Below are 23036 nucleotides of genomic sequence, written 5' to 3' on the forward strand. Positions count from 1 at the left end.
GATGGCGCCTCCTATCATCGCGCCGGGGCCGTGCGCGAGCTCGCTCAGGAGCTGTCGATCACCCTCCAACCGTTGCCCGCCTATAGCCCAGACTTCATGCCGGTGGAAGCGCTGTGGCGATGGTTACGCGAGGAGGTCACCTACCATCATTGTCACGCCACGGCCGAGGAATTGGTTCAACGGGTCAACCACTTTGTTCACACCATCAATGCCGATCCCTTCGCCATCGCTGACCGACTCTGGACCAAAACTACGCTCGATCCAGAGGAAGAGAAATTACGCATCCCGGCCTAGTCGAGGTTTAAAACCTAAAACTTAACACTTAAAACTTAAACCCCCCCCCAACCCGAGGACTCACACCCACCATGCGCCCCGCTCAACTGCTCCGTGTCCTGGATCGCGAATTTCTCAGCACGGCCGAGGGCCATCACACCCCCGTAATGCTCTGGGGACCGCCAGGCGTGGGCAAGTCGCAGATGGTGGCCCAGATCGCCGCGCGCCATGCTGTCCCGGTGATCGACATCCGACTGTCGCAGATGGAGCCGAGCGACCTGCGCGGCATCCCTTTCCGCCAGGGCGAACGGGTCGAATGGGCGGTGCCGGCCATGCTGCCGGACGCCGAGCGCCACGGACCGAACGGCGTGCTCTTTCTCGACGAGATCACCTCGGCCCCGCCGGTGGTCTCGGCCGCCGCCTATCAACTGATCCTGGACCGACGCCTCGGCGAGTATCGTGTCCCGGACGGCTGGGCGATCTTCGCCGCCGGCAACCGCCAGGGCGATCGCGGCGTGACCTACAGCATGCCGGCACCGCTCGCCAATCGCTTCTCGCACTTCGAGGTCGAGACCCATCTCGACGACTGGGCGGCCTGGGCCTATACCAACGGCATCGACGAGCGGGTCATCGCCTTTCTGCGCTTTCGACCTGAACTCCTGTTCGACTTCGACCCGGCGCACAATCCGGTCGCCTTCCCCTCGCCGCGTTCCTGGGAGTTCGCCCATCGCGCACTCAAGAAGTTCGAGGACGCGCGCGATCTGCTGCAAGGTGCGCTCCAGGCCTGCGTGGGACCGGCGGCCGGGATCGAGCTGAGCGCCTTCGTCGACAACCTCGACCAGATGCCGGATCTCGACGCCATCACGCGCGGCGAAACGGTCGCGGTTCCGCGCGAGATCGATCTTCAGTACGCCGTCGCCGCCGCGCTGGTCGGACGCGCGATACGCGCGCTCGACACCCCGGATGGCCAGCGGGTCGTCGGTCACATCCTCGACTATGCCGGACGCTTCCCCGAGCGCGAGATGGGCGTGATGCTGGTCTCGGATCTGCATCGGGCGATCGGCGGACGGCTGTTCGAGGTGCCCGCCTTCGCCGGCTGGGCGCAGTCGGTCGCGGATGTGATGCTCCATGCCTGAGACCCCGCCGCCGACCGCGCCCGATGTCGTCGCCATCGAAACCAAGCTCACGGCGGCACGCACCCGGCTGATCCTGGACAAGCCCTTTCTCGGCGCGCTGGTGCTGCGTCTGCCAATGCGTGCCGCCAAACCGGACTGGTGCCGCACCACAGCCACCGACGCGCGCGCCTTCTATTACAATCCGGCCTATATCGACTCACTGAGCCTGGAACAGACCCAGTTCATGCTCGCCCACGAAGCCCTGCACTGTGCACTGTCGCATTTCGCGCGGCGTGGTCATCGTCAGCGCCAGCGTTGGGATCTGGCCTGCGACTATGCAATCAACCCGCTCCTGATCGCGGATGGACTGACACCGCCGCCGAATGCTCTGGTGATGCCGCTCTACAAGGGACTGACTGCCGAGGAAATCTACCCGCTCATCGACGAGCAGGACGACTCGGAGACGCTCGACACCCATGCCTATGACCGCGATGAACGCCAGGGCGGTAGCCAGAGACGTCCAGATGAGTCGCCCCAGCGGCCTGAGTCCCTAACCGCCGACGAACGCGAGCGACTGGCCGTACAATGGCGCCAGCGGCTGGCCGGCGCGGCCCAGCAGGCGATGCAGGCTGGCAAGCTCGGCGGCGAGCTGGCACGTCAGATCGACCATCTGCTCCAGCCGAGCCTGCCCTGGCGGATGCTGCTGGCGCGTCATCTGACGGCGATCGCGCGCGAGGACTACAGCTATCAGCGTCCATCGCGCCGCGAGGGTGAGTTCATCCGGCCGGGCCTGCGCGGTCAGCAGGCCGAGCTGGTGGTGGCGATCGATACCTCGGGTTCGATCCAGGACAGCGAACTGAGCGAGTTCATCGGCGAGATCGACGCGCTCAAGGGCCAGATTCGCGCGCGCGTCACCCTGCTGCCCTGTGATCGGGCGCTGGCACCTGGTGCGCCCTTCCAGTTCGAGCCTTGGGAAACCTTCGTGCGTCCCGAGCGTCTACAGGGGGGCGGCGGGACCAGCTTCCGTCCAGTGTTCGACTGGATCGACCGCCAGGACCGACAACCCGATCTGCTGGTCTACTTCACCGATGCCCAGGGCGAGTTCCCCGAGTGCGAGCCGTCCTATCCGGTGATCTGGTTAATCAAGGGGCGCGCCCAGATACCCTGGGGACAGCGTATTCAGCTCAATTGAATCCATGACGAAACGGACAGCCCACCGACCCCGCTTGACACGGCCAATGATCGCCTTCGGCGCCCTGCTGTTGACCGGTCTGCCTCAGCTCCAGGCCCAGGACTACCGTCTTCCCGACATGGGCAGCTCAGCCGATGCGCTCATGACCACGGGCGCCGAGGCGCGTCTGGGCCAAGCCTTCATGCGAAGCGTGCGCGAGTCACTGCCGGTCCTCGACGACCCGCTCCTGACCGATTACATCGAATCGCTCGGCGCCAACCTGGTCGCCGCCGATCCGAACGCCTCGGGACGCTTCAACTTCTTCGTCATCGATCAGTCGGTGGTCAATGCCTTCGCCGGGCCGGGCGGCAACATCGGCGTCTATGCCGGACTCATCCTGGCCGCCGAGACCGAGAGCGAACTGGCCGCTGTTCTCTCTCACGAGATCGCCCATGTCACCCAGCGTCATCTGCTGCGCGGACTGGAGGATCAAAGCAAGATGACCGTTCCGACCATGGCCTTGATGGTCGCCGCTGCCATCCTCGGCGCCCAGGTCTCGGCCGATGCCGGAGTCGCGGCCATGGTCGGCATCCAGGCCGCGACCCTGCAACGTCAGATCAACTTCACGCGCGAGAACGAGCACGAGGCCGACCGGCTCGGGATCACGACGCTGGATAAGGCCGGTTTCGATCCCTATGCCATGGCCGGCTTTTTCGAGCGGTTGTCCAAGTCCAGTCGCGTCTACGAGAACAACGCGCCTGAATTTCTGCGCACCCATCCGGTCAACGCCAACCGCATCGCTGAAGCGCTCGGCCGGGCCGATGACTTCGGCGCCCAGCAGCGCCCCGACAGTTTGCGCTTCCAACTCGCGCGCGCGGCCCTGCGCGAACGCGCCTACAAGCGCCCGGAGCAAGCGGTCGCCCATTTCCGCGATACGCTGCGCGAAGGCCGGCATCGCAACAGTGTCGCTGAACACTACGGCTATGCGCTGGCGCTGACGCGCGCCGGCCAGTTCGATGCCGCCCGCGCCGCGCTGGCCACGGCGATGCAGTCGCATTCCAGCCTGCCTGAGTTCATCGTCCTGGAGGCGCGCATCGATCTCGAACAGGGTCAGGTCGAACGCGCCGTGCGCCACCTGGGACAGGCCGTTAGTCTGTCGCCGAGTCACTGGCCATTGCGTGTGGCCTATGCCGAGGCGCTGATGAAGGCCGGTCGGCCTGCTCAGGCCATCGATGAGCTGACTACGGTCGCGCGGCTACGCCCCGGCAATCCCATGTTGTACGATAGGCTGGAGCAGGCGGCCTTTCGCGCGGGCAATCAGGGGGCGACGCACCGTTTCCGCGCCGAAAAGCTCTATGCCGAGGGCGATCGCGAGCCGGCGATCCGTCAGCTCGAAATCGCGCTGCGCCAGCGCGATCTGCCCTATCACGAGGCCGCCCGTATCCAGGCGCGACTCGAAACCTGGAAAGAAGAAGAACGCGACGCCAAACGCAAAGACAAGAGAGGAGAAAAATCATGATTGATGCCAAACGCCGGACACTCGTCAAAGGCTCGCTGGCCGCTGGAGCGGTCGTCGGCGCCGGACTCATGGCGCCCCGTGCATTCGCCGACTGGAACGCGGCCGCCTTTCAAGCCACGGACATCCCGACGGCCATGACGGGACTGCTCGGCAGCGACTCGGCCGAGGTCAGCGACCGGATCAAGATCAAGGCCCCGGACATCGCCGAAAACGGCGCCGTGGTGCCGGTCACAGTCGAGACCGATCTGGAAGGCGTCACCTCCATCAGTATCATTGCCGCCAAGAACCATTCGCCGCTGATCGCGTCCTTCGAGTTCGTCGACCCGTCCATGGTGCCCTTCGTCTCCACCCGCATCAAGATGGCCGAAACCGCTGATGTGATCGCCGTCGTCAAGGCTGGCGACACGCTCTACAAGAACGCCAAAAACGTCAAGGTGACCATCGGCGGCTGCGGCGGCTGATCGGCTTCTCGCGCCTGTCTCTCAAGTATCTAAGACTGAATACCGAACACGAGGAGTCGAGACGATGTCCGATATCAAGATCCGCGCCAAGCTCGAAGGTGACGAGACCACGGTCAAGTGTCTGATGAGCCATCCGATGGACAATGGTATGCGCAAGGACAGCAAGACTAAGGAAGTCATCCCGGCGCATTTCATCCAGGAGGTGGTGTGCAAGGTCAAGGGAACCGTGGTGATGAAGACGGCCTGGAGCGGCGGTGTCTCCAAGAATCCCTATCTATCGTTCAAGTTCAAAGGCGGCGCGGTCGGCGATCCGATCGAGATCGCCTGGACCGACAACATGGGCGAGAGCCAAAGCGCCACCGCCGAGATCAGAGATTGATGAGATAAAAGGCATCGAGGCCCAGGGTTGCCGGGGCCTCGACGAGTGCTCAGAACTCGAAGCCGACCGGCTCGGGCGCGTTGTGCAGCGGCGGCACCTCGACCTCGAACAGCGACTCGCGCCGATAGTCGTTGCGCCCGACACGGGTCACGCGCACGCATTCCATCGCCGGCGCCGTACCCAGGATGCAGAACAACCGCCCGCCAATGGTCAGTTGCTCGCGCAACATCGGCAGCGCGTCCTCGGTCGGCATCGACCCCTTCACGGCGATGGCGTCGAACGGCGCTCCACTCACCGGACCGGCCAGACCATCCCCTTCACGTACCTCGACCCAATCGAACTTGAGCGCTTCGAGCCGCTCGGCCGTCTCGGCGGCCTGAGCCGGGTCGATCTCCAGACTGATCACGCGCGCACCGAGCCGGCTCAGGCAGGCAGCGACATAGCCCGAGCCGGTACCGATCTCCAGCGCCCGGTCGCCCGGCTGGACGGCAAGCGCCTGCAACAGATGACCGACCACCTTGGGCGCGAGCATGAGCGTGCCGTTGCTGTTGGGGATCTCGATATCGGCATAGGCCAGTGCCCGATAGGCGTCCGGCACGAAGTGCTCGCGCTCGATCGTGCCCATGACCTCCAGCACCCGGTCGTCGAGCACGCCCCAGGGCCGGATCTGCTGCTGGATCATATTGAAGCGGGCCAACTCACTGCTGTTGTCCATGAAATGGATGTCCCCCGTCTGAATGCATGTTTTTGGAAAGCGACCGCGTCCGGCGAGACGCGGGGCAAATGATTATATAATAGGTGCCCAATCAGCCGACTGAGTCGACGGTCGGCCCATTCTTGTCAGCGGAGAGTCCCTTCATGCCCAGCGCCCCGAGCAAATCGCTCGAAACCTTCCCCAATCCTCAGCCCGAGCGCGACTATACGATCCGCATCCGGGTGCCCGAGTTCACCTGTCTCTGTCCCAAGACCGGCCAGCCGGACTTCGCTGAACTGACGCTCGAATATGTGCCCGAGCAAAAATGCGTCGAGCTGAAAGCACTCAAGACCTATGTCTGGTCCTATCGCGATGAGGGCGCCTTCCACGAGGCCATCACCAACCGCATCCTCGGTGATCTGGTCGAGGCCACGGCGCCGCGCTTCATGCGTCTGACCGCTGAGTTCAATGTGCGTGGCGGCATCTATACCACGGTCGTCGCCGAACACCGCGCAGCGAGCTGGCAGCCGCCGGTGCCGGTCACGCTGCCGTGAGGCGCCTGAACCGCCGCCGCACCGCTGGCCGGGTCGACTGACCCCGTGGCCAAGCGACGACTCTCCGCGCGCCAGATCGAGCGCATTCAAGCCATCCAGGAACGCCGCCGCGAGCGGCTTGCCGCGCGGCCCGAACGGGCGTTGGCCGAACTCGACGACGAGCTGGAACCGGAGGAAGGGCGAGTCGTCGTCCGGCACGGCGCCAATCTCGCGGTCGAGGACGAACAGGGCCATCTGATTCACTGTCTGGCGCGCCAGAACATCGGTCATGTGGTGTGCGGGGATCGTGTCGTCTGGCAGCGTCTGCCCGATGGTCAGGGCGTGGTCACAGCTATCCTGCCACGCACCAGCACCCTGAGCCGTCCGGACTACAGCGGACGCGACAAGCCGCTCGCGGCGAATCTGACACGGCTCGCCATCCTCATCGCCCCGGAGCCGGAGCCGAGCGGCTATCTGATCGATCAGTATCTGGTCGCGGCCGAGCTCATCGGTGTCGAGGCGATCCTGGTCGGCAACAAAATGGATTTGCTGACCGGGGCCGAGGAGCGCGCGGCGTTTCAGGCGCGTTTCGCCCATTACGGTGCGATCGGCTATCGGACGTTCTGGATCAGCCTGCTCGAATCGGAGTCGATCGGTGGACTGGTCGCCGAGCTGGCCGGACAGACCAGTGTGCTGGTCGGTCAGTCGGGCGTGGGCAAGTCGTCGCTGGTCAAGCTGTTGCTGCCCGATCAGGAGATCCAGATCGGGCGTCTATCGCAGGCGACCGGACTCGGACGCCATACCACCTCGGCCGCGACCTGCTATCGTCTGAGCGGCGATGGATTTTTGATCGACTCGCCCGGTGTGCGCAGTTTCCGGCTTGGTACCATTGATCGGGATGGACTCCAGCAGGGATTTCGCGAGTTCAAGCCGCATCTGGGCCGCTGCCGCTTCGGCAACTGCCGCCACGATCAGGAACCGGACTGTGCCATCCGTCAAGCGGTCGCGGATGGGTTGATTCTCCCCGAGCGGCTGGCCAATTTCCAGCATCTGCTTGGCGATTGACTGGGTGAGTCCTGATGCGCTACTGGTTGATGAAATCCGAACCCGCAACCTTCAGTCTCGACGATCTCGCCGCGCGTCCGGGCCAGACCGAGCCTTGGGATGGCGTGCGCAACTATCAGGCGCGCAATATGATGCGCGACGAGATGCGGCCTGGGGATCAGGTCTTTTTCTATCACTCCAACTGTGCGGTTCCTGGGATCGTCGGGATTGCCGAGGTCGTCGGCGAGCCGCGTCCCGATCCGACCGCCTTCGATCCCGAATCCAGCTATCACGACCCCAAGAGCACGCCGGAGAAGCCGCGCTGGCATCTGGTCGATGTGCGCTATGTGCGACACCTGCGGCGCGTCATCCCGCTCGCCGAACTCAAGACCCATGCCACCGGAGCCTTGGATGGGCTACCGCTGGTGCGCCGGGGCAACCGGCTCTCCATCATGCCTGTGACGCCCGAGCAGTGGGCCTTCATCCTTTCACTGGAATGATCGTTCCCGTTGGGTTCAGACGACACGAAACTCATCAGCCGGTCATCGCCACCGCCTCACGATGCACCAATTCCCAGCCGCTGTAGAGCAGCACGATGGGGTGCAGCGCGGCCTCCCCGAGCTGGGCGCGCACACGCTCATCCCCGGCATAGCGACGCAGCTGAGCGCGCGCATCGTCCAGCAACTGCTTGCGCTTGGCCGGACTGTCCTCCGAGCGGCTGACATATTTCAGCTCGATCAGATAGGCATGGCACATGTCGGGATACTGAAAATAAAAGGGCGCCAGATAGAGATCGACGAAACCGCCGGCCTGTTCCGCTTCGCTGAAGACCCGAAAATAGGGTGAAAGATTCAGCCAGGCCAGCAGAAACCCCTGGATCATCTTCTCCCCTTGCAGAAAATCCCTCACGCTCGCCTGTGCGGCGATCTGCTCGGCCAGATAGTCGAAGAAGGGTCTCCAGTCGCCGCGATAGGCCATGTGGCGCAGCATCTCCGCGACCCGATAGGTGCTGGATCGAAACACCCCGGCCTCATCATAGGCCGCACGCAGATAGCCGTACATCAACTGGCGCACGGTGCGATTGGGAATCCTCAGCAGCGGCGCCCCCTCACGCTCCCCGGCAAAACTCAGCAACCCGAGGTAATAGATCAGCGAGACGAAGTTCTCCGGCTCCAACAGCCCTTCGGCCGGAAAGCTGCTCTGGATCTGAGCCACCACTTCGCCGGATTCGATGATGGCCCGCAAGCGCGAAAAATTGCCGTTCAAGCGTGCCTCTGGCAACGGCAACTCACCGGGCATCTGGCCTTGGGCGCGCTCGCGATCGGCGAGATGTTGGTCGACCGCCAGCAGATGACGCAGCTTGCCGTAGTCGATGCGGACATTGTGGTCGATCAGCTCCCGCGGCGGCTTGTCGATGTCGACCAGCGAATGCAGGTAGTAGAGCGCCATGTCGCTGTTGACGACAGGTTCCAGGCGCTCGGCGTGGAAGTGGTAATGGTCGTACCACTCATCGATCACGGCACGATGGGCGCTGAAATCCTGCCCGAAGGCGTCGAAGAGGCGCTCCATCTCCGCGTGGGTGAAGCCGAGCAGCGCATTGAAGCGCGGATCCAGGCTGATGTTGCGCCCGATGTTGAACCCGCTGGTGACATCGTCGAGTGTGATCGGCGAGACTCCGGTGATGAAGAGCCGGGCCAGTCCGCTGCCGGTGCGCCCGACGGCTTCTTTGAGGACGGCGAAGAAATCGCGAAAGAAACCGCTGCTGTGGGTCAGCTCCCGATACGCCTCCCGCCCGGCGTTGACCAGGACGTTGTTGGCGAAATTGTCGTATTCGTCGATGAACAGGTAGAGCTGTAACCCGCTGCCCTTCAGCTCGGCGAGCAGACGTTCCAGACGATGCGCCAAGGTGCGCTCGGCCAGCACCCGCTCCTGGGTCTTGGGCGGCAGGCGGTTGGCGTGCGTTTGCAGAAACTCGATCAGAATGATCCGCGTGTAGTGCTCGAAGGATTCCTCTACCAGCTTCGGATCGGAGCGCACCGCCGAAAAATCGAACCTCAGCGTCAGATACTGGCCTTTCTCCGGCGTGGGATGTTCGGCGATCCAGGTTCCGGCGAACAGCTCCTCGAACCGCTCCGCCCAACCGGCGTCGTAATAGCACTCCATCACCGACTGCAGCAGGCTCTTGCCGAAGCGGCGCGGACGGATCAGGAACAGAAAGCGTCCGGCCTGCTCCAGGAGCGGCAGATAGCGCGTCTTGTCGACATAGTATTCATGCCCCTCGCGCAGCTTGATGAAATCCGCCACGCCATAGGGGATGCGCCAGGGGCGATCGGTTGCGCTCATGTTTGCGGTGCTCCGCCCCATTGATCGCTCAAAGTAGCCGCACGACACCGGAATCGGGTAATCCGAGCATCTGAGCGCCGACCTTGAGCGCCTGCTCGGCGAAGCGGTCGAGATCGCCCCAGCCGTCGTCGGTGTCGAGCGTTTCGGTCATGGCCTCGCTCACCACCCGCAAGCGATAGGCGCCATCGGCCCGCTCGGCCGGTGGTGTCGGCTCGGAGCAGACATAGAGCACGGGTTCGGCCTGTCCCTGGGCCACGAAGGCGAGAATGTAGCGATAGCTCCGGCCATCGCCGCTCTCGATCTCGCCGAGCAGCGAGGCGGCATGGCGTCCGGCCTGATAGCGGCGCTTGGGGATGGCGGTCTTGATGATGGGACGTTCCTGCATATCGGCGACCTCGGTGTTATTGGCTGTATGACTCACGACGAGCTGGCGCTATAGTCGATGGTGATCTCGCTTCCGACCGCAATCGTCAGCCGTGCATAGAGCTCAAACCCATCGAATTCGGCGTTCGGATCATCGCTGTGGTTGAGCCAGCGCAGCACATTGGTTCCACGTCGGCCGATCAGACGGTCGCGCTCGGGATCATAGACCCAGAGTACATGAGGGCCATCCTCTTCGACCTCCAGCCCCTCGAAGGTTCCGATATAGTCGCCCGGCTCGAAACCGATCCGGGCGAAACAGCCTTGGCCGTGAATGGACGAGAGCCCGACCCGCACGCGGCGATCGAGCGTCTCAGCGGCGGATCTTCGCCTCACTCCTTGCGCGCCTTGGCGAAGGCATCGGCCAGTGCGCCGCCCATACCGGACGCCGGCGCGCTGCTTGGGCGATTACGCTCCTGGTCACCACCACGCGCCCTGTCCGGAGCGGCCCCTCTGGACTGCGCCTGACGCCCGCCCCGCTCCGCCGTCTCCGACCGCCCCGAGCGCGCGCGTTCAGCCGGCTCGTCCAGACGCCGGCTCAGCGCAATGCGCTTGCGCTCCAGATCGACTTCCAGCACCTTAACCTTGACCAGATCGCCGGACTTGACGACCTCGTGCGGGTCTTTGACGAAGCGATCCGCCAGCATCGAGATATGCACCAGCCCATCCTGATGCACGCCGATGTCGACGAAGGCACCGAAGTTGGTGACATTGGTCACGGTGCCCTCCAGGATCATGCCCGGCTCCAGATCCTTGAGCGTCTCGACGCCGTCCTTGAACTGGGCGGTCTTGAACTCGGGACGCGGATCACGGCCCGGCTTCTCCAACTCGGCCAGGATATCTTTCACGGTCGGCAGCCCGAAGCACTCGTCGGTGAAGGCGGCTGGATCGAGCCGGCGCAATGTTTCGGTGTCGCCGATCAGACCGCGCACGTCCTTGCCGGTGAACTCGGCGATACGCCGTACCACCGGATAGGCTTCCGGATGCACCGCCGAGGCATCGAGCGGTTCCGAGCCATCAGGAACGCGCAAAAAGCCCGCGCTCAACTGAAACGCCTTGTCGCCGAAACGCGGCACGGCCATCAGCTTCTTGCGGCTGACAAAAGCGCCATTGGCCTCGCGGAAGGCGACGATGTTCTCGGCCAGACTGCGATTGAGCCCCGAGACCTGGGTGAGCAGCGGCACCGAGGCGGTATTGAGATCCACCCCGACCGCGTTCACGCAGTCCTCGACCACGGCGTCCAGGGTGCGTGCCAGGCGGTTCTGGTTGACATCGTGCTGATACTGACCGACGCCGATCGCCTTGGGCTCGATCTTGACCAGCTCGGCGAGCGGATCCTGTAAGCGACGCGCGATCGAGACCGCACCGCGCAGCGAGACATCCAGCTCGGGCAGTTCCCTGGACGCGAACTCGGAGGCCGAGTAGACCGAGGCGCCAGCCTCGTTGACGACGAGCGACTTCAGACCCAGCTCGGGATGCCGCGCGATCAGATCGCGCGCCAGGCGGTCGGTCTCGCGCGAAGCGGTGCCATTGCCAATGCTGATCAGCTTGACGCCATGCGCCTTGGCCAGCTGCGCCAGTCGCGCGATCGAGGCGTCCCACTGATTCTTGGGGACATGCGGATAAATGGTGTCGGTGGCCGCGACCTTGCCGGTGGCATCGACCACCGCGACCTTGACTCCGGTGCGCAGCCCTGGGTCCAGCCCCAGGGTCGGCAGCCGCCCGGCGGGCGCGGCCAGCAGCAGCGCCTTGAGATTGAGGCCGAACACGCGGATCGCTTCTTCCTCCGCCGACTCCAGCCGTCGCCCCTTGAGTTCGAGATCGAGCCGCGTCAGCAGCTTCACGCGCCAGGTCTTACGCACCGTCTCGATAAGCCAGGCATCGCCCGCACGCCCCTGATCGCGGATACCGAAGCGCGCCGCGACCAGGCCGCGACAGACCGCCTCGGGATCATCGCCCTCCCCGGCCAGCAGTTCCAGATTGAGCACGCCCTGATTGCGCCCGCGAAACAGCGCCAGCGCCCGATGCGAGGGCACCTTGGCGATCGGCTCGCGATAGTCGAAATAGTCCGAGAACTTGTTGCCTTCCTGCTCTTTGCCGACAATGACGGTCGAGATCAGGATCCCCTGCTCCCAGAGATGATCGCGCAGACGCCCGGTCAGCTCGGCGTCCTCGGCGAAGCGTTCCATCAGAATCTGACGCGCGCCCTCCAGCGCGGCGGCGACATCCGCGACGCCCTTGCCGACGTCGACGAAGCCGGCCGCCAGCGACTCGGGCGCCTGCGACGGATCGGCGAGGATGGCCTCGGCCAGCGGCTCCAGCCCGGCCTCGCGTGCGATCTGCGCCTTGGTGCGCCGTTTGGGTTTGAACGGCAGATAGAGGTCTTCGAGCCGCTGCTTGGTGTCGGCGGCCTCGATGGCTGCGTGCAACTCGGCGGTCAGCTTGCCCTGCTCCTCGATGCTTTTCAGCACCGCCACCCGGCGCTCGGCCAGTTCGCGCAGATAGCCGAGCCGCTCTTCGAGATGGCGCAACTGAATATCGTCGAGACCGCCGGTGGCCTCCTTGCGATAGCGCGCGATGAAGGGCACGGTCGCGCCCTCGTCGAGCAGGCGCACGGCGGCCTCGACCTGGGCCGGACGCGCGGCGAGTTCCTGACTGATGGTCGCGATGATTGGGATCATGATGAATACACGGACTCTGGACGATCGGAAGCTGGAGATTTGATGGATGGACGGACGATGCCCGGATCACAGGCGGCAGGTATCGCCATAGACGGCCATGATCTGTTTCAACTCGGCGAGCAGCCGGTTGCGCTCGTCAGACGTCAGCCCCTGGGCCTCGGGCAGCTCGACGCCGGATTCGAGCGCGACGATATCGCGCCGGACCTGACGACAGCCCTTGGCACAGAGCGCCTCCAGACGCGCTTCGAGCGATGAGTCATCCAGATGTCGCACGTCCACCCCCATAGCTTGGCTGGATGCGCGATTATACGGCGCCCGGCGCGGTGCTTCATCCGTGCACGCACGGATACGTACCGATAGCGTACAAACCACAGATGCACTCGATTCACCGACTGACGTATGACGGCTCACATCGCACTCTGGCACCCGGCACCCACTCGACTGGATCTCGGCGCGACACTGGAACCGGGCGCCCTGCATCTGTGGCGCATCGACACGGGTGAATGTGGCGCGGATCCGAACAGGAGCCGGACGCGGCTGAGCGAGGTACAGCGTGCGCGCGTCGAAGCACTGCGCCATGATGTCCACCGGGCGCGTTACATCCGCGCCCTGGCCGGTCTCAACCGCATCCTTGCCGCCTACCTGGACCAACCGCCCGAGCAGATCCGGATCGAACGCGGCCCAACCGGCAAGCCCTATCTGGACGGCGCGGACGGCTGGCTCTCCTTCAACTTCAGCCACAGTGGGGATCTGGCGCTGGCGGCCTTGAGCACCGGAGCGGACGCGGCGCTCGGTGTGGATTGCGAATGGATACGTCCGCGCGGAGATCTGCTGTCGATCGCGCGACGGATGTTCGAACCGGCGACGGTCGCTGAACTGGACGCGGTCTCCGAGTCCGAGCGCCTGGAGCGTTTCCACCTCGCCTGGACGGCGCTGGAAGCCGATGTCAAATGCGACGGGCGTGGCCTCTTTCGCCCGCGCCCGCCCGGAAGTGCTGTCCCCGAGGTCGCCCACCTCGTCCCGGCGCCCGGCTATATCGCCGCCGTCGCCCGCGCCCGACTGCCCCCCGTCGCGACCTGGCGGATGCTGGAATTTCGGGACTGATCCGGCGTTATACTAGCGCCCCTTCTACCAGGAGCCGCTGTCAGTGGACACCATCCAGATCCTCGTCCTCGCCTTCATCCAGGGCCTCACCGAATTCCTGCCCATCTCCAGCTCGGGCCATCTGATCCTCACGCCGCTATTGTTCGGTTATGAGCTTCAGAGTCTGGCGTTCGACGTGGCCGTGCATCTGGGCACGCTGGCGGCGGTCGTCGTCTATTTCAGACGTGAGATCGCGCGGATGCTGGTCGCGGTGCTGGATTCACTGCGCACGCGCCGCTTCGATGACCCGGACGCGCGGCTCGGCTGGATGATCGTGCTGGCCACGCTGCCGGTGGTGGTGCTGGGGCTGCCGCTGAAATCGGTGCTGGAATGGCTGCGCACCGACGAACAGCTCATCGCCCTGGTGATCGCGGGCACGACCATCGGCTTTGGTCTGCTGCTGTGGTGGGCCGACTGGCGCGGACGGCGCGAGCGCGACGAATACCAGCTCGGCTGGCGCGATGCGCTCGTCATCGGTCTTTTGCAGGCCATCGCCATCATCCCCGGCACCTCACGCTCGGGGATCACCATCACGGCGGGCTTACTGCTTGGGCTCACGCGCCAGGCGGCCTCGCGCTTCTCTTTTCTGCTCGCCATTCCGACCATCCTCATGGCCGGCGGGCTGGAGACGCTGGATCTGATCCAGGCCGAAGAGCCGGTCGACTGGAGCGGGCTGGTGCTCGGCGCCATGGTTTCCTATCTGGTCGCCTATCTCACCATTCATTTCTTCCTGCGCTTCATCGAGCGGGTCAGCATGCTGCCCTTCGCGCTTTATCGCGTCCTGCTTGGCGGGCTCATTCTGGGGTTGGTCTATCTTTGACAGGAGGCCGCCTCATCCCACCTATGATCTATTCGGAAGACCCGATCACGATCTTCAGTTTTCATGCGCTGCACCAACCCCGCGTTGGCTGTCAGGGCGCGATGAGCGTCCGGATCTCCGTCGACCGGGTCTCGCCGCCGATCCCCTCCCAGGCGGCGATCACCACGACCTCGTCGATGCGTGGCTCCGACCGGGGGCGGATGATCCAGGAACGCGCGAATCGGGTACTGTCGCCCGGTCGCTCGGCTGCAACGTCCTGACCATTCTGGAGCGGCTCGCCGGTGGCGGCCAGATCGCGCAACTCCTCGATCTTTTCGAGCACCAGATTGACGGCCGTCGTCTGGGCCTTGGTCTGGCGCCGATTTTCGTAGAGATCGCCCTGAAACTGAGCAAGCGTCAGCAGGCCCGAGGTCAGCACGGCGAGCGAGATCAGCGCCTCGTTCAGACTGAAGCCCTGTTGACGCTGGATTCGAGTCGGTTCGACTGTGGTCGGTTGCATGGCGTGGCCCTCGTCGTCGGGTTGAATACTCATGGATGGTTCCAGTCACGCCAGGTGCCTGGAACCCGGATCGCACCGTCGATGACTTGAAAGGCGGTGTTCAACGCGCTCCCGCGTCCCCGGTCGGTCTCGATGAAGACCGAACCGGACTCAGGAGCACCGGCGCCGCTCTCCCAGAGCACCGCGCCCTGGACACGCGCGCCGCCCCAGCCCTGACTGGCGCAGGCGGTGCTGGATTCGTAATAGACGATGCCGTGTATCCGAATGTCCGCCGCAAAGCGCGGACAGCCGCTCTCGCTCGGCACGATGAGCAGAATCGGCTGGTTCGGGGCGCCGATGGTGCGATCGTCGAGGCCGTCGCTGTCGGCGCAAAAACCGCTCAGGCGCGTGGCATCGATGGTCCCGGACATGCGGACCAGATAGATTCCAGGCGCGGTGCTGGCCCCGCAGGGCAGGCTGTGCTCGAAGACATGACCGGCGGTCTCGGCGCGATGCTTGGCCTCGTCTAGCGGCATGGCAAAAACCTGGTTCCAGACACAGTGCGCGCCTGGACAAGCGCCGAGGCGTGCGCGCTGGAGGTCGGCGCTTGCGCCCTTCTCATCCGGCGACAGAAGACGATCGTCATTGCTGTCACCCCAGACCCCGACGGCCAGAGCGCCTTGTGGCAGACAATCCGCGTCTGCCGGGCCACCGCTCAGGATAGCCGTCGCCTCCTCGTCCAACAGCCAGAGCTCGCCCGACGCCAAGGGGGCTTCCAGGCAGCCGGCGAGCACCAGGGGCGGCGGCGCGCGCGTCTCGGGATCGATGTCGAACAATCCAGTCTGGGTGAAGCATTCACGCACGATCGACTCCAGACCGGGATCAGCATCCATCGTCGCCCGCGATTGAACACAGATAGCCTTGTTCTCGGCGCTGAATTGCAGGGCGATCTGGAAGTGCTGACCATTCAGCCCCGGCATATCCGGTGCGCTCGGCGGTGCGTCGTCCGGCTGCCAGACCTGGACGCCGAGCCAGGCCCGGGCATAGTCCAGTCCGGCCTCGGCCGCCTGCTGGGCCGCGATCGATTGCTGCTCATTGGTCGCGATGCGCTGCTCAACCACGCCGGTCCGCGCACTGCCGAAGGCCAGGATGCCCGCGCCGATCAATAGGACCAGACCGAACAGCAGCGTCATGGAACCCTGCTGGCGCCGAGGCATCTGTGACTGATCGCTGGACATGAGCGGCACCGGTTTGGACTCAGGGTGTCTGGATGAGCCGATCGTTACGCACTGCCACGCGCGTGACGAGCTGACGCTGACTGGCCGGTTCGTCAGCGAGCTGGCCGCCGATCTCGATCGCGACCGAGCGCACCCAGCGGCAGCGATCACCGCTCTCGCAGGGAACCTCGGGGGTCTTGTCCGGTTGCGCGTTGACCACCGTGGTCTTGAGGCTGAAGTTCAGCGCCGTGATCTGGATATCCGGACTGGTGATGCGCTCCCAGCGACCGCTGTTGCAACCGAAGCTCAGATCCGCTGAATCCCGGCGTCCGACCCGCATGTCGATCCCGCCTTGACGAAGACGAAAGCCTTGCATCTCCATCTCGACGGCCTGGCTGGGACTGTCGGCATCGGCTGGATACCAGGCATGCCAGGCATAGGGTTCGTCGTTGCTGGCATCGAAGGGCGCACCGCTCGGCGACGGACAGTCCGAGGGGCTGGCGTTGGCCGCGCAGGCGCGGAGACCGACGCGCGCATCGCTGTCGGCGTCATAGCTGTAGGTGATGCATGACCCGGTCTGGACCCAGACCCGGCACTCGCCTGAGTCATACGCCGCCAGGCACAGTGGCGCGGCGCACGCGCCGCTGTCGCGCTCGGTGTCGATGCAGAGATCATTGTTGATCCGACCGTATTGGCGCTGAAAGGGGTTGTCGAGCGGGTCGCTGGAGGCCCAATAGCCGGCGCGGCGCAGATCGAGTCGCATCACATCGAGTGCGGCGCGCAATTCCTGATCGAGCCGGGCTTCTCTGAGCGTGTCGCGCGCGCTCTCCGAGATCAGCAGATAGGCCTGGAGCGTCGCGGAGAGCACCAGCAGCCCCACAGCCAGTCCCACCATCAGGCCGATGAGTGTGACCCCGCGCTGGCGATCCGGTCTCGGTGCGCTGTCAGCCGCAGGCGTCATAGCCGGCCAGATCCTGGGTGGGCGTACAGAAGCGCACCCGCCCGAGCCGCGAGAGCACGACTTTCAGTGACGAGCCGCTCGGCGAGGTCAATGTCAGGCTGCCGTTGATGGCCGTGGCCCGGCGTGGCTCGAAGCGGGTGAGGCTCAGTGTCGATTCCAGCCGCACTCCGGGGAAGGCATCGCCCAGAACACGCTTGAGCGAGCAGCTTCCCGCGACTCCGGGGGTGCGCCGACAGTCGCATCCGCTCTCCTCCGGGGCGACGCCATAGCACCAGTGTCCGGTATCGATGCTGAAACCGAGAGGCCGGTTGCGCTTGATCGCTTCCGAGCGCGCCCATTGCAGATCCTCGGCCAGCGCATGGGCCGCCGCCTTGAGTCGGTTGCGCTCGATCAGATCCTGCATGGCTGGAAGCGCGACCCCGAGCAGCAGGCCGAGAATCGCGATCACGATCAGAAGTTCGAGCAGGGTGACACCGCGCATCCGTGCCAGCCGGCCGCGGGCAAGCCTCACCAGCATGCGACCGGCTCCCGACGACCGTCCTGGTCGATCGTCAGCGGATCGCAGGCCTGATCGCTGGCCTGATGACCGATTGGCTCGGCACGCGCCAGGAATCCGGACGCATCGACCCCGGACAGGCTGAGTCGATAATGTCCGTCCGGGCTGTAGGTGCTCAACCCGAGTCCGGCGTTTTCGGCGCCCGGCGTGCAACCGGACGTGCCATCGATGCGATCGGCATACTGCGCACAGTTCGCCCGCCGGCGTTCCTGGGCGATCGCGACCCTGAGCAGCGCCGTTTGACCGTCCGCCCGTCTCGCCTGCCGTACATGCTGCTGATAGGACGGCACTGACAGCGTGCTCAAGATCGCGACGATGGACAGCACGATCAACACTTCCAGTAGGGTGAAGCCGCGTCGAGTGATGTGCATCAATCCTCCCTGAACGCTTCATTCTTTATCGGGCATGGCCTCTGAGACGACGTTCGCGGATGATTTGATAAACGATTCAGCTTGATCTGTCCAGTTAGATTTACATCTATTTGTGTCCGATATTGCAAGGTGCGCTTCGAGTATCATGCTGAACCTGAACAGGGTTGATGATCGTGGAGGACTACCCTTGCTTGAAATCATGTATGCCGGTGGCTGGTTGATGGTGCCGATCCTGGCCTGCTCGGTGCTGGCGACGGCGATCGTGATCGAGCGTGCCTGGACACTGCGCCGCTCACGCATCCTGCCCGACAAACTGGTCGAGCGGATCTGGCGGCTGCACCAGGAGCAGCGCCTCAACGAAGCCGCCATCACCCAGATCCGCGATGGCTCGCCGCTCGGACGTCTGCTGGCCGCTGGTCTGATCAATCGTCATCATTCGCATGAAGTGATGAAGGAGGCCATCAGTGACGCCGGGCGTCATGTGGTGGCGCAGCTCGAACGCTTTCTGAACACGCTCGGCACCATCGCCGCGATCGCCCCGCTGCTGGGTCTGCTCGGCACCGTGCTGGGCATGATCGACGTCTTCGGCATCATCATGGAGGCGGGTGTCGGCAACGCCGGTGTACTGGCCGGTGGGATCTCCAAGGCGCTCATCACCACGGCGGCCGGACTGTCGGTGGCCATTCCAGCACTCATGTTCCATCGCTTCTTCGACAGCAAGGTCGGTCGGCTGGCGCTCGACATGGAGGAGCAGGCGCTGCGGCTGGTCGAGGTGCTCAAGGGCGAGCGCGAGGCGGCTGGCGAGGCGATGCAATGAATCTGCGTCCGCGCCGCCGCCAGCCGGTCGACATCAATCTGGCGCCCCTGATCGATGTCGTCTTCCTGCTGCTGATCTTCTTCATGGTCTCGACCACCTTCAAGGACGAGGCGCGTCTGCGGGTGCAACTGCCCCAGGCCCAGGGCGAGGACATCCCGGCTCAGGAGCCGGCGATGATCCAGATCGTCATCGATCGGGCCGGACACTTCTTCGTCGACGACCGCGAGATCAGCGATACCCGCGCCGCGACCCTGGCGCGCGTCCTGACCGAGCGGCGCGGTGAGGACAGCACGATCCCGGTGCTGATCCAGGCCGACGCCAACACACCGCATCAGGCGGTGATGACGGCCATGGATGCCGCCAGCCAGGCCGGGCTGTCACGCATCGCCTTCGCCGCGACCCGCTCGGAAAACGCCGCACCATGAGTCAGGACGCCGTGATCTCTTCGACCGAAGCGCGTGTCGTCTACCGGCGGCTGCTCGGCTATGTCCGGCCCTATTGGCGCACCTTCGGGCTGTCCATCGTCGGGATGCTGATCTTTGCCATCACCGAGCCGCTGTTCGCGGCCATGATGAAGCCGCTGATCGACGGCAGCTTCGTCGATCGCAACATCGAAATCGTGCGCCTCATGCCCTGGCTGCTGGTTGCGCTGTTCTTGGTGCGCGGCATCGCCGGCTTCGTCAACACCTATTTTCTGAGCCGGGTCGGGCGGCGCGTGGTCGCCGATCTGCGCCAGGAGATGTTCGAGCATCTGCTGCGCGCGCCGTCACGCTTCTACGACACCCAGGGTTCGGGGCACATCCTGGCCAAGCTCACCTACAACGTCGAGAACGTGGCCAATGCCGCGACTTCGGCGATCACGACCCTGGTGCGCGACGGCTTCACCGTGATCGGGCTGATGGCCTACATGCTCTATCTGAACGCCGGGCTGTCGCTGATCTTCCTGGTCATCGGTCCGGTGATGGCCGGCGCGGTCAAGTACGCCACCAAGCGCTTCCGCCGCCATAGCCGGCGCATCCAGGATCGGGTCGGCGATCTGACTCATGTCGCGCAGGAGGTCATCGATGGACAGCGGCTGATCAAAGCCTTCGGCGGTCAGGCGCGCGAGTCGCAGCGCTTTCGCTACATCAATGAGAAAACCCGCTCGCTACAGATGAAGATGATCGCCACCGAGGCGGCGAGCGTACCCCTGGTGCAGTTGATCTCGGCGGCAGCCATCGCGGTGGTGGTCTATCTCTCGACCATGCAGGGACTCAAGGACAACATCTCGGTCGGCACCTTCATGTCGTTCGTGGTCGCCATGGGCCTGCTGCTGCCGCCGGTCAAGCGCCTGACGGCGGTCAATGGTCAGTTGCAGCGCGGTATCATCGCCGCTGAGAGTCTGTTCGAGCTGATCGACGCCGAGACGGAGTCGGACACCGGCTGCCGTGTTCTGGAACGCGCGGCGGGACGGATCGAATATCGCGGGGTCAGTCATCAGTATTCCGCAGACAAAGCGCCGGCTGTGCAGGGTCTGGATCTGATCATCGAGCCGGGCGAAAAGGTCGCCCTGGTCGGGCGTTCCGGCAGCGGCAAGAGCACCATCGCCAACCTGCTGCCGCGCTTCTATGACCCCACAGCCGGCGAGATCCGGATCGATGGCATCCCCATCCGCGCGCTGACGCTGGCCAGTCTGCGCGAGCAGCTCTCGCTGGTCAGCCAGGACGTGGTGCTCTTCAACGACTCGATCGCCAACAACATCGCCTATGGTCGCACTGAGCCGCCAAGTCGTGACGCGCTGGAGCAGGTGGCGGCCAGCGCCCATGCGCTCGAATTCATCCAGGCGCTGCCCCAGGGTTTCGAGACCCTGATCGGCGACAAGGGCGTGCTGCTGTCGGGCGGGCAGCGCCAGCGGTTGGCTATTGCGCGCGCCATGCTCAAGGATGCGCCCATCCTGATCCTGGACGAAGCGACCTCGGCCCTCGACACCGAGGCCGAACGTCATATCCAGGCCGCGCTGGAGACCTTGATGGCCAAGCGCACCACGCTGGTCATCGCCCATCGGCTCTCGACCATCGAGAGCGCCGATCGCATCCTGGTGTTGCAGGACGGGCGGATCGTCGAGCAGGGGCGTCATTCTGAGCTAATGGCGCTCGGCGGCTATTACGCGCGGCTGCATCAATTGCAGTTCAATGAGTTGCCGCTCGTGAGCGCTTAGAGACGCTGTCGCGTGCGGGTCGCGGCGCGCTCAGGGTTTAAAAACGGCGTCCGAGCGACGATCATCGCGGACTGGGTCTTCAACGATCGAGGCAGTTTGAGCATGGACTATCTGAGTCTTTCACGCGCCGCGCGTCTTGCAGGTGTTACCCGGGCCGAACTTCAGGCCCGCATCCGCCGTGGCGAGATCCCGACCTTCGAGGGCGCGGTGGCGATCAACGACCTGCTGCGCGCCTATCCGAGCGTGACGCTCGCCAACGACGACGCGCTGGAGCGGACCACGCGCATCAAGGCGCTGGCCCATCCCAAACTCAACAATAGCGGCGAAACCACCCTCCCCGACCCCGAGGTGCTGCTGTCGCGACTCCAGGGTCTGAGCGCCAGTCTCGCCGAGCGCGCCACGCGGCTGGAGGCGGCCACGGCGTTGCTCGACCAGATCGGCGAGCAGGTCGACGAACTCTGCCGGCTGCCGCGCGATCAGCTCGAAGAGTCCCTGCTCGCGATGCGCGACTGGCTCAGCGGGGAACGCGCACAACTCGCGGCGGCGTCCAATCCAGACCAGCGCGCCCAACTCATCGTCAAAGACGCTTTTTTGCGACTCATGGCCGCCAACGTCAAACTCATCCCGAGCGGGCACGACTTCTTCGTCGAGGGCAACGAATCCATCCTCGAAGCCTCGGTGCGTGCCGGCCTGACGCTCAACTATGGCTGTTCGAGCGGCAACTGCGGTGACTGCAAGGCGCGCGTGGTCAGCGGCGAGACCTGGCGTCTGCGCGAGCACGACTATGTGATCAGCGAACGCGAAAAGACGATGGGCTATATCCTGACCTGCTCGCATACGGCCATCACCGATCTGGTGCTCGAAGCCGCCGAGGCCAATCGGGTCGAGGATCTGCCCTATCAGGAGGTCCGCGCCAGTCTGCGCAAGCTCGAACACCTGGGGCCGGACCTGGTCGCGCTCAGCATCCAGACGCCGCGCACCCAGACATTGCGCTTCATGGCCGGACAGCGGGCGATCCTGACCCTGGAGAGCGGTGAGTCGTGCGAGCTGCCGATCGCCAGTTGTCCCTGCAACGGACGTCATCTGTGGTTCTATGTCAGGCGTCAGGCGGATGCCTTCTCGGCGGCGGTGTTCGGTGGCTTGCGTCCGGGACCGCTCGTCACGGTCAGCGGACCGCTCGGCCGCTTCGTGCTACGGGACGACGCGTCTGAACCGGCAATCTTCATCGCTCACGGCGACGGCATCGCCCCGATCAAGAGCCTGATCGAGCATGCGGTCTCGATCGACCACATCGAGTCGTTCCATCTCTATTGGGACACCCGGTATCCGGAGGCCCATCATCAGGCCCAGTGGGGACGTGCGCTGCGGGATGCGCTGGACAACTTCGGGTTCACGCCGCTGGTGAGTGGACGTGCTGAGGATCTGATCGCGCTGATCCGTGCCGACCTGCCTGATCCGACTGGAGCGCGCTTCTATGTTGCGGGGCCGTCCGAGCCGGTCACAGCGACGCGCGCGGCCCTGCTCGCCCTGGGGGTCGAGGCCGATCGGATCGCCACGGAAGAAACCGCGACCTGATCTCGATCGGCTGTGGCGGGATCTCAGGCGGCGCGTGGCCGGGCCTGCTCGGGGGGCAGGAACACTGTGCCCTTGCCGAAACGGTTGACGGCGACATCGCGCACCCAGCTCGGGGCGTCAGCATAGAGCCGGATATAGGTGTAGCCCAGATTGCCACGCTCCATGGAAGCCACCCAAGCGTCCAAGTCTTGTTGTCTTTTTTCCATCACGACGTACTCCAAACCAACGTCTGTCACTCCTCATTAAGAGCCGGAACGCGGCTCCAGGC

Annotated in this window: 27 protein-coding genes; 16 read left to right on the forward strand and 11 right to left on the reverse strand. The window is 64.6% G+C overall.

Annotated elements, in window-relative coordinates; all coding sequences use genetic code 11:
• The 6 genes from GJ668_RS11880 to soxZ all read left to right on the forward strand — a co-directional run.
• The coding region (locus tag GJ668_RS11880; RefSeq protein WP_186343029.1) for a transposase at window positions 1-294 on the forward strand (294 nt) is incomplete at its 5' end.
• A 71-nt stretch (window positions 295-365) separates the two neighbouring features.
• Entirely contained in the window at window positions 366-1409 is a 1044-nt protein-coding gene (locus GJ668_RS11885; RefSeq protein ID WP_155450368.1) for an AAA family ATPase, read from the forward strand.
• Window positions 1402-2580 (forward strand): vWA domain-containing protein, encoded by a 1179-nt coding sequence (locus tag GJ668_RS11890; protein WP_155450369.1) that lies wholly within the window; start codon window positions 1402-1404, stop codon window positions 2578-2580. Before GJ668_RS11885 ends, GJ668_RS11890 begins: the two co-directional genes overlap by 8 nt.
• 46 nt (window positions 2581-2626) lie before the next feature.
• Window positions 2627-4078 carry a M48 family metalloprotease gene (locus GJ668_RS11895; protein ID WP_246194826.1) on the forward strand — a complete coding sequence of 484 codons (1452 nt, stop codon included), beginning with the start codon at window positions 2627-2629 and terminating at the stop codon, window positions 4076-4078.
• Complete coding sequence (gene soxY, locus GJ668_RS11900; RefSeq protein WP_155450371.1) at window positions 4075-4539, forward strand: thiosulfate oxidation carrier protein SoxY; 465 nt, start codon at window positions 4075-4077, stop codon at window positions 4537-4539. The genes GJ668_RS11895 and soxY overlap by 4 nt, the downstream gene beginning before the upstream one ends.
• Window positions 4540-4603: 64 nt before the next feature.
• Entirely contained in the window at window positions 4604-4918 is a 315-nt protein-coding gene (soxZ, locus tag GJ668_RS11905; RefSeq protein WP_155450372.1) for a thiosulfate oxidation carrier complex protein SoxZ, read from the forward strand.
• A 49-nt stretch (window positions 4919-4967) separates the two neighbouring features.
• Here soxZ and GJ668_RS11910 read toward each other — a convergent pair whose 3' ends face one another.
• Window positions 4968-5633 carry a protein-L-isoaspartate O-methyltransferase family protein gene (locus tag GJ668_RS11910; protein ID WP_155450373.1) on the reverse strand — a complete coding sequence of 222 codons (666 nt, stop codon included), beginning with the start codon at window positions 5631-5633 and terminating at the stop codon, window positions 4968-4970.
• Between the two features lie 143 nt (window positions 5634-5776).
• Between GJ668_RS11910 and queF the strand changes: the two genes are divergently transcribed.
• Genes queF through GJ668_RS11925 form a run of 3 tightly spaced genes read left to right on the forward strand, consistent with a single transcriptional unit; the run spans window position 5777 to window position 7689 of the window.
• Entirely contained in the window at window positions 5777-6166 is a 390-nt protein-coding gene (queF, locus tag GJ668_RS11915) for a preQ(1) synthase (RefSeq protein WP_155450374.1), read from the forward strand.
• A gap of 45 nt (window positions 6167-6211) precedes the next feature.
• The gene (gene rsgA, locus GJ668_RS11920) at window positions 6212-7210 is read left to right on the forward strand and encodes a ribosome small subunit-dependent GTPase A (RefSeq protein WP_186343067.1); all 999 of its coding nucleotides are present in this window, start codon (window positions 6212-6214) and stop codon (window positions 7208-7210) included.
• 14 nt (window positions 7211-7224) lie between these two features.
• The gene (locus tag GJ668_RS11925) at window positions 7225-7689 is read left to right on the forward strand and encodes an EVE domain-containing protein (protein WP_155450376.1); all 465 of its coding nucleotides are present in this window, start codon (window positions 7225-7227) and stop codon (window positions 7687-7689) included.
• Between the two features lie 34 nt (window positions 7690-7723).
• Here GJ668_RS11925 and GJ668_RS11930 read toward each other — a convergent pair whose 3' ends face one another.
• From GJ668_RS11930 to GJ668_RS11950, 5 genes are all read right to left on the reverse strand, one after another.
• Window positions 7724-9532 carry an ATP-binding protein gene (locus GJ668_RS11930; RefSeq protein ID WP_186343068.1) on the reverse strand — a complete coding sequence of 603 codons (1809 nt, stop codon included), beginning with the start codon at window positions 9530-9532 and terminating at the stop codon, window positions 7724-7726.
• A gap of 28 nt (window positions 9533-9560) precedes the next feature.
• A complete protein-coding gene (locus GJ668_RS11935) occupies window positions 9561-9917 on the reverse strand; it encodes a hypothetical protein (RefSeq protein ID WP_155450378.1) in 357 nt (118 codons plus the stop codon).
• Window positions 9918-9949: 32 nt separating this feature from the next.
• Window positions 9950-10288: an SET domain-containing protein-lysine N-methyltransferase gene (locus GJ668_RS21090; protein ID WP_186343069.1), complete on the reverse strand. Its 339-nt coding sequence runs from the start codon at window positions 10286-10288 to the stop codon at window positions 9950-9952.
• Window positions 10285-12633, reverse strand: coding sequence for a Tex family protein (locus GJ668_RS11945; protein ID WP_155450379.1), 2349 nt, complete (start codon window positions 12631-12633; stop codon window positions 10285-10287). The genes GJ668_RS21090 and GJ668_RS11945 overlap by 4 nt, the downstream gene beginning before the upstream one ends.
• Window positions 12634-12699: 66 nt before the next feature.
• On the reverse strand, window positions 12700-12906 hold the full coding sequence (locus GJ668_RS11950) for a hypothetical protein (protein ID WP_343032212.1): 207 nt from the start codon (window positions 12904-12906) through the stop codon (window positions 12700-12702).
• 126 nt (window positions 12907-13032) lie between these two features.
• On the opposite strand from GJ668_RS11950, the gene GJ668_RS11955 reads away from it, so the two are divergent.
• Complete coding sequence (locus GJ668_RS11955) at window positions 13033-13737, forward strand: 4'-phosphopantetheinyl transferase family protein (RefSeq protein WP_155450381.1); 705 nt, start codon at window positions 13033-13035, stop codon at window positions 13735-13737.
• A gap of 43 nt (window positions 13738-13780) precedes the next feature.
• Complete coding sequence (locus GJ668_RS11960) at window positions 13781-14596, forward strand: undecaprenyl-diphosphate phosphatase (RefSeq protein ID WP_186343070.1); 816 nt, start codon at window positions 13781-13783, stop codon at window positions 14594-14596.
• Between the two features lie 91 nt (window positions 14597-14687).
• On the opposite strand, the gene GJ668_RS11965 is transcribed toward GJ668_RS11960, so the two are convergent.
• Genes GJ668_RS11965 through GJ668_RS11985 form a run of 5 tightly spaced genes read right to left on the reverse strand, consistent with a single transcriptional unit; the run spans window position 14688 to window position 18179 of the window.
• The gene (locus GJ668_RS11965) at window positions 14688-15128 is read right to left on the reverse strand and encodes a type IV pilus modification PilV family protein (protein ID WP_155450383.1); all 441 of its coding nucleotides are present in this window, start codon (window positions 15126-15128) and stop codon (window positions 14688-14690) included.
• Window positions 15125-16312, reverse strand: coding sequence for a hypothetical protein (locus GJ668_RS11970; protein WP_155450384.1), 1188 nt, complete (start codon window positions 16310-16312; stop codon window positions 15125-15127). Before GJ668_RS11970 ends, GJ668_RS11965 begins: the two co-directional genes overlap by 4 nt.
• A gap of 19 nt (window positions 16313-16331) precedes the next feature.
• Window positions 16332-17252, reverse strand: a complete 921-nt coding sequence (locus tag GJ668_RS11975; protein WP_155450385.1) for a PilW family protein — start codon at window positions 17250-17252, stop codon at window positions 16332-16334.
• Window positions 17236-17769 carry a GspH/FimT family pseudopilin gene (locus tag GJ668_RS11980; protein ID WP_155450386.1) on the reverse strand — a complete coding sequence of 178 codons (534 nt, stop codon included), beginning with the start codon at window positions 17767-17769 and terminating at the stop codon, window positions 17236-17238. The genes GJ668_RS11975 and GJ668_RS11980 overlap by 17 nt, the downstream gene beginning before the upstream one ends.
• On the reverse strand, window positions 17760-18179 hold the full coding sequence (locus GJ668_RS11985; protein WP_155450387.1) for a type IV pilin protein: 420 nt from the start codon (window positions 18177-18179) through the stop codon (window positions 17760-17762). Before GJ668_RS11985 ends, GJ668_RS11980 begins: the two co-directional genes overlap by 10 nt.
• Window positions 18180-18366: 187 nt before the next feature.
• On the opposite strand from GJ668_RS11985, the gene GJ668_RS11990 reads away from it, so the two are divergent.
• From GJ668_RS11990 to GJ668_RS21265, 5 genes are all read left to right on the forward strand, one after another.
• A complete protein-coding gene (locus GJ668_RS11990; RefSeq protein WP_155450388.1) occupies window positions 18367-18996 on the forward strand; it encodes a MotA/TolQ/ExbB proton channel family protein in 630 nt (209 codons plus the stop codon).
• A complete protein-coding gene (locus tag GJ668_RS11995; RefSeq protein ID WP_155450389.1) occupies window positions 18993-19421 on the forward strand; it encodes an ExbD/TolR family protein in 429 nt (142 codons plus the stop codon). Before GJ668_RS11990 ends, GJ668_RS11995 begins: the two co-directional genes overlap by 4 nt.
• Entirely contained in the window at window positions 19418-21193 is a 1776-nt protein-coding gene (gene msbA / locus GJ668_RS12000) for a lipid A export permease/ATP-binding protein MsbA (RefSeq protein ID WP_155450390.1), read from the forward strand. Before GJ668_RS11995 ends, msbA begins: the two co-directional genes overlap by 4 nt.
• 102 nt (window positions 21194-21295) lie before the next feature.
• Entirely contained in the window at window positions 21296-22768 is a 1473-nt protein-coding gene (locus GJ668_RS12005; protein ID WP_155450391.1) for a 2Fe-2S iron-sulfur cluster-binding protein, read from the forward strand.
• The gene (locus GJ668_RS21265) at window positions 22737-22856 is read left to right on the forward strand and encodes a hypothetical protein (RefSeq protein ID WP_425482488.1); all 120 of its coding nucleotides are present in this window, start codon (window positions 22737-22739) and stop codon (window positions 22854-22856) included. The genes GJ668_RS12005 and GJ668_RS21265 overlap by 32 nt, the downstream gene beginning before the upstream one ends.
• The last annotated feature ends 180 nt before the right edge of the window (window positions 22857-23036 follow it).

It is taken from the genome of Allochromatium palmeri (genome assembly GCF_009720725.1).
Lineage (GTDB): Bacteria > Pseudomonadota > Gammaproteobacteria > Chromatiales > Chromatiaceae > Thermochromatium > Thermochromatium palmeri.

Bases quoted from the DNA above. Each gene is read 5' to 3' on its own strand.
- GJ668_RS11885 (WP_155450368.1), top strand. From the start codon at position 366: ATGCGCCCCGCTCAACTGCTCCGTGTCCTGGATCGCGAATTTCTCAGC.
- GJ668_RS11890 (WP_155450369.1), top strand. From the start codon at position 1,402: ATGCCTGAGACCCCGCCGCCGACCGCGCCCGATGTCGTCGCCATCGAA.
- GJ668_RS11895 (WP_246194826.1), top strand. From the start codon at position 2,627: ATGATCGCCTTCGGCGCCCTGCTGTTGACCGGTCTGCCTCAGCTCCAG.
- soxY (WP_155450371.1), top strand. From the start codon at position 4,075: ATGATTGATGCCAAACGCCGGACACTCGTCAAAGGCTCGCTGGCCGCT.
- soxZ (WP_155450372.1), top strand. From the start codon at position 4,604: ATGTCCGATATCAAGATCCGCGCCAAGCTCGAAGGTGACGAGACCACG.
- GJ668_RS11910 (WP_155450373.1), bottom strand. From the start codon at position 5,633: ATGGACAACAGCAGTGAGTTGGCCCGCTTCAATATGATCCAGCAGCAG.
- queF (WP_155450374.1), top strand. From the start codon at position 5,777: ATGCCCAGCGCCCCGAGCAAATCGCTCGAAACCTTCCCCAATCCTCAG.
- GJ668_RS11925 (WP_155450376.1), top strand. From the start codon at position 7,225: ATGCGCTACTGGTTGATGAAATCCGAACCCGCAACCTTCAGTCTCGAC.
- GJ668_RS11930 (WP_186343068.1), bottom strand. From the start codon at position 9,532: ATGAGCGCAACCGATCGCCCCTGGCGCATCCCCTATGGCGTGGCGGAT.
- GJ668_RS11935 (WP_155450378.1), bottom strand. From the start codon at position 9,917: ATGCAGGAACGTCCCATCATCAAGACCGCCATCCCCAAGCGCCGCTAT.
- GJ668_RS11945 (WP_155450379.1), bottom strand. From the start codon at position 12,633: ATGATCCCAATCATCGCGACCATCAGTCAGGAACTCGCCGCGCGTCCG.
- GJ668_RS11955 (WP_155450381.1), top strand. From the start codon at position 13,033: ATGACGGCTCACATCGCACTCTGGCACCCGGCACCCACTCGACTGGAT.
- GJ668_RS11965 (WP_155450383.1), bottom strand. From the start codon at position 15,128: ATGAGTATTCAACCCGACGACGAGGGCCACGCCATGCAACCGACCACA.
- GJ668_RS11970 (WP_155450384.1), bottom strand. From the start codon at position 16,312: ATGTCCAGCGATCAGTCACAGATGCCTCGGCGCCAGCAGGGTTCCATG.
- GJ668_RS11975 (WP_155450385.1), bottom strand. From the start codon at position 17,252: ATGACGCCTGCGGCTGACAGCGCACCGAGACCGGATCGCCAGCGCGGG.
- GJ668_RS11980 (WP_155450386.1), bottom strand. From the start codon at position 17,769: ATGCTGGTGAGGCTTGCCCGCGGCCGGCTGGCACGGATGCGCGGTGTC.
- GJ668_RS11985 (WP_155450387.1), bottom strand. From the start codon at position 18,179: ATGCACATCACTCGACGCGGCTTCACCCTACTGGAAGTGTTGATCGTG.
- GJ668_RS11995 (WP_155450389.1), top strand. From the start codon at position 18,993: ATGAATCTGCGTCCGCGCCGCCGCCAGCCGGTCGACATCAATCTGGCG.
- msbA (WP_155450390.1), top strand. From the start codon at position 19,418: ATGAGTCAGGACGCCGTGATCTCTTCGACCGAAGCGCGTGTCGTCTAC.
- GJ668_RS12005 (WP_155450391.1), top strand. From the start codon at position 21,296: ATGGACTATCTGAGTCTTTCACGCGCCGCGCGTCTTGCAGGTGTTACC.